General features: G+C 30.5%; 5 protein-coding genes and 2 rRNA genes. 4 read left to right on the forward strand and 3 right to left on the reverse strand.

What is annotated here, in order from left to right; translation table 11 throughout:
* The first annotated feature begins 9 nt into the window (after positions 1-9).
* Positions 10-125, forward strand: a 5S ribosomal RNA gene (gene rrf / locus WAZ07_RS25900).
* A gap of 402 nt (positions 126-527) precedes the next feature.
* Here the strand turns inward: rrf and WAZ07_RS25905 are convergent.
* The 3 genes from WAZ07_RS25905 to WAZ07_RS25915 form a co-directional block, all read right to left on the reverse strand.
* Positions 528-950, reverse strand: coding sequence for a YfmQ family protein (locus WAZ07_RS25905; RefSeq protein ID WP_336474685.1), 423 nt, complete (start codon positions 948-950; stop codon positions 528-530).
* A 426-nt stretch (positions 951-1,376) separates the two neighbouring features.
* A complete protein-coding gene (locus tag WAZ07_RS25910; RefSeq protein WP_336474686.1) occupies positions 1,377-3,983 on the reverse strand; it encodes an ABC transporter permease in 2,607 nt (868 codons plus the stop codon).
* Positions 3,980-4,735, reverse strand: coding sequence for an ABC transporter ATP-binding protein (locus WAZ07_RS25915; RefSeq protein WP_336474687.1), 756 nt, complete (start codon positions 4,733-4,735; stop codon positions 3,980-3,982). The genes WAZ07_RS25910 and WAZ07_RS25915 overlap by 4 nt, the downstream gene beginning before the upstream one ends.
* A gap of 698 nt (positions 4,736-5,433) precedes the next feature.
* Here WAZ07_RS25915 and WAZ07_RS25920 point away from each other — a divergent pair.
* The 3 genes from WAZ07_RS25920 to WAZ07_RS25930 form a co-directional block, all read left to right on the forward strand.
* Positions 5,434-6,132 (forward strand): response regulator transcription factor, encoded by a 699-nt coding sequence (locus WAZ07_RS25920; RefSeq protein WP_336474688.1) that lies wholly within the window; start codon positions 5,434-5,436, stop codon positions 6,130-6,132.
* Entirely contained in the window at positions 6,125-7,516 is a 1,392-nt protein-coding gene (locus WAZ07_RS25925) for a sensor histidine kinase (protein WP_336474689.1), read from the forward strand. Before WAZ07_RS25920 ends, WAZ07_RS25925 begins: the two co-directional genes overlap by 8 nt.
* Before the next feature lie 661 nt (positions 7,517-8,177).
* Positions 8,178-8,301: ribosomal RNA gene (locus tag WAZ07_RS25930) — 16S ribosomal RNA — on the forward strand; the annotation flags it as partial.

Here is an 8,301-nt window from a genome sequence, read left to right on the forward strand (position 1 = left end):
CTTCATAAGTCTGGTAATGATGGCAGAGAGGTCACACCCGTTCCCATACCGAACACGGAAGTTAAGCTCTCTAGCGCCGATGGTAGTTGGGACTTTGTCCCTGTGAGAGTAGGACGTTGCCAGGCAATCTGAGACGAGTCAGTATGACTCGTCTTTTTTGTATATGCCATAAAAAGAAAATAAGTAGCAGAAGTTTTCGTATAGTACATAATATTGGAGCTCTTTTAGCAATTTTTGCTTTTTATTTTTTATTTTCTCAGAGTATTAAAAATTTCTTTTGAAAATAATTAATTCACTAACGTAACTTTAATTGAATAAGCCTCATACAAAAGTAAAGCCCAGAGTTATATAGGAACTTTGAGCTTTTTTGCGTGTTATTTACTATGCAAATTAACATGTGAATTAGCTCGTTATTTTAGATTTTCTTCACAATAACTGAACTGCTTCCTATGTATTAAGAATCCTTTTCTTTTTAGCTTCAGTTGTCATTTCATCCACAAAAAAAGATCGCCTCTTTGACGATCTTTTTAAACTACATCTCCTGTTACTAACATGGAACGTTTTTGAAGGCTATCGGAACGAAGACTATATGCGACTACTTTTTTCTTATACTGTTTGATTACATCAACGTGGTCGTTGTAACTGTATATAGAAAAACTAACATCCTTTTTGCCCCTCTTAGTATTAATGATCAATGGTGTTCCACTGCTCTGTGGAGGGAAATAGTATTTCTCTAAAAATAGCGCTTGGTTAAATTGGTTAATAACTTGAATCTTGTCTTCGCCTTCTAAAGGTTTTCCATCGATGGTTACGGTAACAGTCGCATCATCGAGATTTGGGTGTAATTGAAATTTGCTGGTAAACGATTCTACAACAGCAGTTGGAAGAGAAGTTAGTATTAATTTAATAGTAAACACAATAACCAACGAAACTATAAACCAGGTTGTCATATTTTATCATCTCCATTACATTTTAAAATAATATTATGACAGTACTTATATTGGTAATCAGCTGATAGACATGTGAAAATAGACCATAATGGTCCATTGTTTAGTAACTGTTGATAATTTCCATTTTATCATAGGGTAGTTAGTTGATTTGTGTACATTATGTGAAACTTTATGAATTTATCTCATTTTTTAAGGTCAACGTTATCATTATGAAGCAAAACAGCGTCAAGCAAATGATGATGAAATTTCGCAATTAATTATTGAAGCCTTTTGTAAAATAACGTTAGTATTAGGGCTAGAAATACGTATACTTCAGAAGAGAGTGAACCAATCTAACTCTTATAGAGTATAAAAGTCAGATTGGTTATTGATAATGTCTTTAACTATGCCTATAAAAAAGACAAGGGGTATTTATTGTTGAATACACTATTTATTATTTAATTTGTCTAATATATGAACCTTTGATAATTTGGCTGCTGGTATTAGAGAAGCTACAATACCTAAAATAGGACTAATAGATAGGCAAATCAATACGATTTTTAAAGGGAATATGAATGTTGTAGTTTTTAGTAATACTAGCAATTGATAAACTAAGATAATCCCACAAAATACCCCTATTATTCCTCCGGAAATTGAAACAATAGAACCTTCAAGTAAAGAGAGACGAATAATTTGATTACGCTTAGAGCCTATAGCTCTCATAGTTGCAAATTCTCTAGCACGTTCCCTTAAACTACTTGCCATTCCATTCATTAGAGCGATAAAAGCCAAGAAAATTATCATACAAACTGTATAGAGTAGTATCACGATTCTTTGATAATATTGCTGAAGAAATTTATTTATCTCTTCTTCTTGGCTATATAAAATTACCTTTGAAGAAGGTTGATTTTGAATGAGGGATTTTATTTGTGCACTTACTGTATTTTTGTTATGAGTGATATTAAAATAAATTTTATCTATTGTATTTACACCTGCAACATTTTTCATTAATGTAGGGGAGGTATATATACGCAAGTCAGATTGATCATTTGTCAAAGGGTTTTGATTGATGATGCCGACAACTTTTAATGAGATAATGTTTTTTTCGGAATTTCCATTTTCAAAATTAATTTTTTCATCTTTCGTTGCTAATTGGTCTTCAGGAATTAAACGAATTGTATCATGAAGTTTGTATCCCAATATTTCAGAAGTAAAAGAAGTTAATATAACTCCTCCTTCATTTAAACTTTCCTCGTTTATAGTACCTTGTTTAATCTTAATAGGTAGTGTTTTTTGAAGGGATGAAAAATCCAAGCCTTGTACACCCACTAAAAATTGTTTTTGACCATTTATATTATATGTTACAGTATTTTCAGAATTAATATTTTGATTTAAATTTAAAGTGAAAAAAAGTTTAGATTTATACACTGGTATCGCATTAATATTTTTAATGCTTTTTATGTTTTGATATAAATCTTCAGATAATCCGGGTTCTTCATAGGATGAATTAGAATGCAGTGTGTAGTTAAGTGGATATCGATGTTTTATATCAGTTTGAGTTGTATCTTTAACCACTTCGAGAAAATGTAATCCGACAATACAAATTACTATACCTAATATTAAAACACGTACAACCTGAATATTTCTTTTGATTTGTTTGAGTACATTTCTACTAGCTAATAAACCATCGCCTTTAAAAAATCTTTTTAATAATATAGTTATTAGATTCGTAATTATTTTAAACATTGTAGGTAATCCTAGATGTATAGACAGTAAAAATAAAACAATGCCTATTATATATATATTGGATTGCTGCCAATAGTAGTAATTTAAAAGGTAGATGGTGCATGATACTAGAAACATTAAAATACTAGCAGCTACTGTCAAAGGATTTTGCTTATAGTTAAGGTCAGTTGAACTATGATAAGCTTCTATAGGTGTAAGATTGCTAGCAGATAGTGCCGGGAAAATACTTGAAATCATTGTTAATATTATTGTTGAAAGAATTCCTATTAGAATAGAGTTCCATGGAATAGAAATAAATCCAAGTTGTAAATTCATTAGGTTTTCAATCAGTTTATATGAAAGTATAGATAAGAATATTCCTGTTATTAAACCGGTTAATGCTGAAATTATGGCTATAATAAAAGATTCATTCATTACCAAGAGGAAAATCTTTCTTCTTTTAATCCCTAATAATCTCAAAGTAGCTAGTTCTTTTTTTCTTTCTTGAATAGACATTTGTAATGCCCCAATGATAAGTAACATACTACCAAGTAAAATAGCAATGCTTAACCATTGAATAATTGGTTTTAATCCGCCTATATTTTCTCTCTCTTTATCTGCTTTAATTTGACTGTCTATAGATAAGTTTTTGTATTTGCTTTTTAAAAATTGTATAAATTGTTCTTTATCTCCTAAATCATTTAATTTAATTATTAATGTGGTTGTATGTCCATTTTGGTTGGTCATATCTGCTAACCATTTATAATTAAATAATACAACTGAATTAAGGTATTGATTTTGCTCCATAATCCCCGATACTGTTACCTCTTTTATACTATTTGGTGGAAAAGGAAGTTCAAGTTTAGAACCTATTTTTAAATTTTTAGAATGCGCCGTATTATAAGGGATGACTATTTCATTTGGACCAGGTAATTTTCCAGAAGATAGTTTTGCAAATATATGTTGTTTTGCTAACTCGTCATCTTTTATGCCCACATACATGGGTTGTGCGGCCATTTCTTTGTATGGATGTTGTTCGCCGATGTACGGATAAAGAAGTGGAGTACTGTTTTTAACTTCTTTAGAATTATTAATAGTGTTTATATCTTCCTGTGAAAGAAATTGGGTAGAATCTTTATAGCCAATTATTAAGTCGTAGTCCCCATATTTTTCTTTTATAGTTTTTTCGTTTGACCTTTCAACAGTGTATATTAAGATGTTAGAAAAAATTAATAATGCTATTCCTATAGTTACACCAACTATAGAAAAAATAGTTCTGTTTTTTTGGGACTTTAAGAATTTTATCGATAGTAGAAAGGATCCTTTCATATAGAGCTCTCCTCTATTTTATTTATTATTAAGCTAGTGTTTTCTTTGGGAGATAAATTTAAATTTTTTAGAATCAGTTCATCTTGGATTTTGCCATCTTTTAGAAAAATCACTCGATGAGAATAAGATGCCACCATAGCATCATGAGTGACAACAACTAAAGAATGCTGTAAGCTCTCACAAAATTCTCGCAATAAATTCAAAATTTCCTTACTTGTTTTTGAATCTAAGCTTCCTGTTGGTTCATCTGCTAATATAATTTTAGGTTGTGTGACTAGAGCCCTTGCAATGGCAACTCGCTGCTGTTGACCACCGGACATTTTAGAAGGATATGATGATTTTAAATTTCCTATACCAACTAGATCTAATAATTCTGATGCTTTTTGTCTGATTTTCTCGATGTTATGGCCAGCTAATTCAGAAGGGAGCGTCACATTCTCCATAGCAGTTAAAACTGGTATTAAGTTGAAAAGTTGAAATATGAATCCTATTTGATTACTTCTAATCTCGGTTAATTCATTATCATGTAGGTTATTTATCTTAATATTATTTATAAGTACTTCTCCTGAAGATGGTCGATCTAAGCCGGATAAGATATTTAATAAAGTAGATTTTCCCGAACCGCTAGTCCCCATTATTGCTAAAAATTCACCTGTTTTGACCTCTAATGAAACGTTTTTTAATGCGTAAAATGTATTAGCTTCTTCTCCATATATTTTAGAGACATTCTGTGCTTTTAATATGCTAGTCATTAAAGTACCTCCTATATTTTGTGAGTTATAGAAAGAAAATTTTTTCTATAACATATAAGTAATGCTCTATATTTAATATAAAAAAAACGTATAGAATTCTTATCAAAAAAGTATCAAAAAAATGTCAAAAGATAGTGCGATGGAATTTTTATTATATTTATATCAAAATTGCATATAATTAATAATTTCTTCTTTTTAACTGAAAGACTCGTTCGACAGCGCTTTTTTGATTGTGAAGTTTTTTCCACACCTCTGACTCACTACATGAGACACTATATTTCCGAAGATTTGTCTCTATTTTGATCTTGTGGATTGTTTAGCGAAGAGAATCTGTCGCTAACGGAAACGTTTTACATTCATTTGGTTGTATGTATTTCAGTGTTTGATATTTCTCATCAAAACCAAGGAGTTCTCATACATTGCGTTTATTATAAGTAATCATGGTTTTTGTTTTCGTGCAGTGAATTTGTGTATAAATGACTTCGTAATCATAACCCGCACCTAATACGTCATACTGGATGGTTAACGGAAAAAGTCGCTATACCTTTTAGATAAGGAATAGCGACTTTTTCGTCATTCAAATTAGTTGAAGACATAGGGGCTGAGGATTATGAAATTGATTCAATCATAAAAAAATGTTGCTATTATAAGGTATAATATACAATAACTTGAAATTTGTACTATCCAGGAGGAAGAAGATGGTTAACAATATTCTTATTGTAGATGATGAAGAAGAAATTATGGAAATGTTACAGGACTTTCTGGAAGTAGAAGGTTATAGAGTATTTAAAGCAACAAATGGAGAAGATGCTAAAAGGATATTTGATAAAATACATATTAATATGATTTTATTAGATATTATGATGAACAATGAATCTGGTTTTTCGATATGTAAAAAATTTCGTGCAGAAAGTAATGTACCAATTATTTTTTTAAGTGCATTACAGAATGATGTAGATAAAATCAGAGGTTTAAACATTGGGGCAGATGATTATATTGTTAAAAGTGCAACACCGGGGGAAATTATAGCAAGAATAAAAGCGATTGAACGTAGGTTAAATCAAAGCTTTGAAAAGCAAAATAATAAAATAGAAAATGAGATTTGTTATAAGAATATTAGGCTGAATATAGATAGAAGAGAGATTTATATAAATAATGAAATGATTTTATTAACAGTGAAAGAATTTGAAATATTGAAATTGTTTTTAGTGAATCCTAATCAAGTAATGACATATGAACAAATTCTAGAAAAAGTGTGGGGGTATGAACAAGGGGATAATCATGCGGTAAGAGTATATATTGCTAAATTAAGAGAGAAACTTGAGAAATCAACAAATCAAATAAAGATCTATACTGTTTGGGGAATTGGTTATAAATTCGGTGAGACTAATGAATAAAATACAACTCAACATCAAACATTGGTTATATATATTTATATTTGTATTCTTAGTAATTCCTTTCAGCATTACTCAATTAGTTTTAAATTATACCAAAGAACATTATTATTTTGAATTAGAAAGTTTAGAACCATGGATTAAAGATACTGTATTAGATAATGCCTATAAGTGGAATGATGTAAATTGGCAGCAAGATATTGATCAAAAAACGAAGCAATTAAAGGTAAATATTAAATTAATTAATAAAAACAATGAGACGACTTTTTCAAATATAGTTTATAAGTCCCCAGGGTATCAAGTTGGCTCGCAGCTGAATGCTACTAATGAGCCGAAATCAGATTTTCCTGGTCAAGAGTATAGGGTATATGATGGAGATGAGTTATTAGGAATTGCTTTTATACAAGATAATCGTCTAGCTCCAAAGATGAAGCAGAGCCGTTTAAATTATATTATTAATGAATGGGGAGGGTTATGGATTTGGATTATTTTAAGTGGAATTATGCTACTCTTATGTAATAGATTTGTTAAAAAGAAAGCATTAGAACCGCTTTTTGATTTCCAACAAGTAGTAAAGGCGATTGCTAGAAAAGAGTATCATTTCAATTTACCACACACTCCTATTAAAGAAATTAATAATCTATCAGAATCATTTTTAACTTTACAAGGTCGCTTGAAAGAAGCTTTGGAAAAACAAGAACAAATGGAACAAGAACGGAAGTTGTTTTTTTCTTCTATTATACATGATTTAAGAACTCCTTTATTTTCAATAAGGGGATATTTAGAGGGGTTAAAAAAAGGAATTGCAAATACACCTGAGAAAAGGAAGAAATATATAGACATTAGTTATGAGAAAGCAAATGTTTTAAATGAATTAATTTCTGATTTGCACTCTTTCACCCAAGTGAATTATTTAGAAAAGCCTTTGGATCTAGAAGAATTAAATTTCACCGCTGTTATGAAGGAATTAATTCAAGGATTTGAACCAGAATTAGTGAAAAAAGAACAAGAAATAACTTTTACTTCGTGTGGGGATATTATTTTTAAGGGAGATTATTATCTATTATCTCGTGCAGTTAATAATATTTTATCAAATGCAATACAATATACGCCTGTTAAAGGACAAATACAGGTGAACTTAGAAATTAGTGTAGAAAATCATATTTGTTTATCAATATCAGATAACGGTCCTGGTATTTTAGATAAGGATATTCCATATATATTTTCTCCTTTATACAGAGGAGAAAAATCGCGAAATCGAAAAACGGGGGGCTTGGGTTTGGGCCTTACCATTGCTAATAGTATTGTTAATAAGCATAGTGGGAAAATTGAAGTTTTTAATAATAATGATAAGGGTGTTACATTTAGAATTATTCTAAAATTATGAACAAAAAAGGTGTGTTCCTTTTTTCGAATTCAGTACTTATAATCATTTCTTATAAAACTACTCCACTCATTGTAAGAAAAGTATATTACGATGAGTGAAGAACGTATCATTACGGTTGTGGTGATTGTAACAGGTGAGAAAAGCGATGAGAAATACCCGTAAACATTCGCTGAAGCTTATTCAGAAGTAGCTGTATATATTGCGTGGATCCATTCTAGTATTTTGGACTTATTGCCAAATGAATTTTATTAAAGAAGTTAGAGCATGAAGCGAGATTTTTTCTTGTCGCATATGAAAAAAGAATTAACTTGCCGAAATAAAGAGAAATTTTATGAAACAACGAGACAAGGATAGTATGCCCAAATTAGGAGGTTAATCCGATTTATACTTCATTAATATGGCGAGTGTGGTATTCTCCTCCTAAATAAATATATTTTAAAAAAGACATTGACTCTTATTAAATAAGGGTGTAATATTATACGAGTCGCTGATAAAACAAATCAAAAACGCGACAAACAAAATAAAAAACTTAGTTGACATCGAATAACTGAGATGTTAACATAAGGAAGTCGCCGATTGAGCGGCAAACAAGTTCTTTGAAAACTGAACGAAACAAACAACGTGAAACGTCAATTTTTATTTATGATGCTAGACAAACACTTTATTGGAGAGTTTGATCCTGGCTCAGGATGAACGCTGGCGGCGTGCCTAATACATGCAAGTCGAGCGAACCGATTAAGAGCTTGCTCTTAAGAAGTTAGCGGCGGACGGGTGAGTAACACGTA

It is taken from the genome of Bacillus bruguierae, assembly GCF_037104725.1.
Taxonomy (GTDB): Bacteria; Bacillota; Bacilli; order Bacillales; family Bacillaceae_G; genus Bacillus_A; species Bacillus_A bruguierae.

What these genes read in the sequence shown, in the direction of transcription:
- WAZ07_RS25910 (WP_336474686.1), bottom strand. Translation starts at nt 3,983, where the DNA reads ATGAAAGGATCCTTTCTACTATCGATAAAATTCTTAAAGTCCCAAAAA.
- WAZ07_RS25925 (WP_336474689.1), top strand. Translation starts at nt 6,125, where the DNA reads ATGAATAAAATACAACTCAACATCAAACATTGGTTATATATATTTATA.
- WAZ07_RS25905 (WP_336474685.1), bottom strand. Translation starts at nt 950, where the DNA reads ATGACAACCTGGTTTATAGTTTCGTTGGTTATTGTGTTTACTATTAAA.
- WAZ07_RS25920 (WP_336474688.1), top strand. Translation starts at nt 5,434, where the DNA reads ATGGTTAACAATATTCTTATTGTAGATGATGAAGAAGAAATTATGGAA.
- WAZ07_RS25915 (WP_336474687.1), bottom strand. Translation starts at nt 4,735, where the DNA reads ATGACTAGCATATTAAAAGCACAGAATGTCTCTAAAATATATGGAGAA.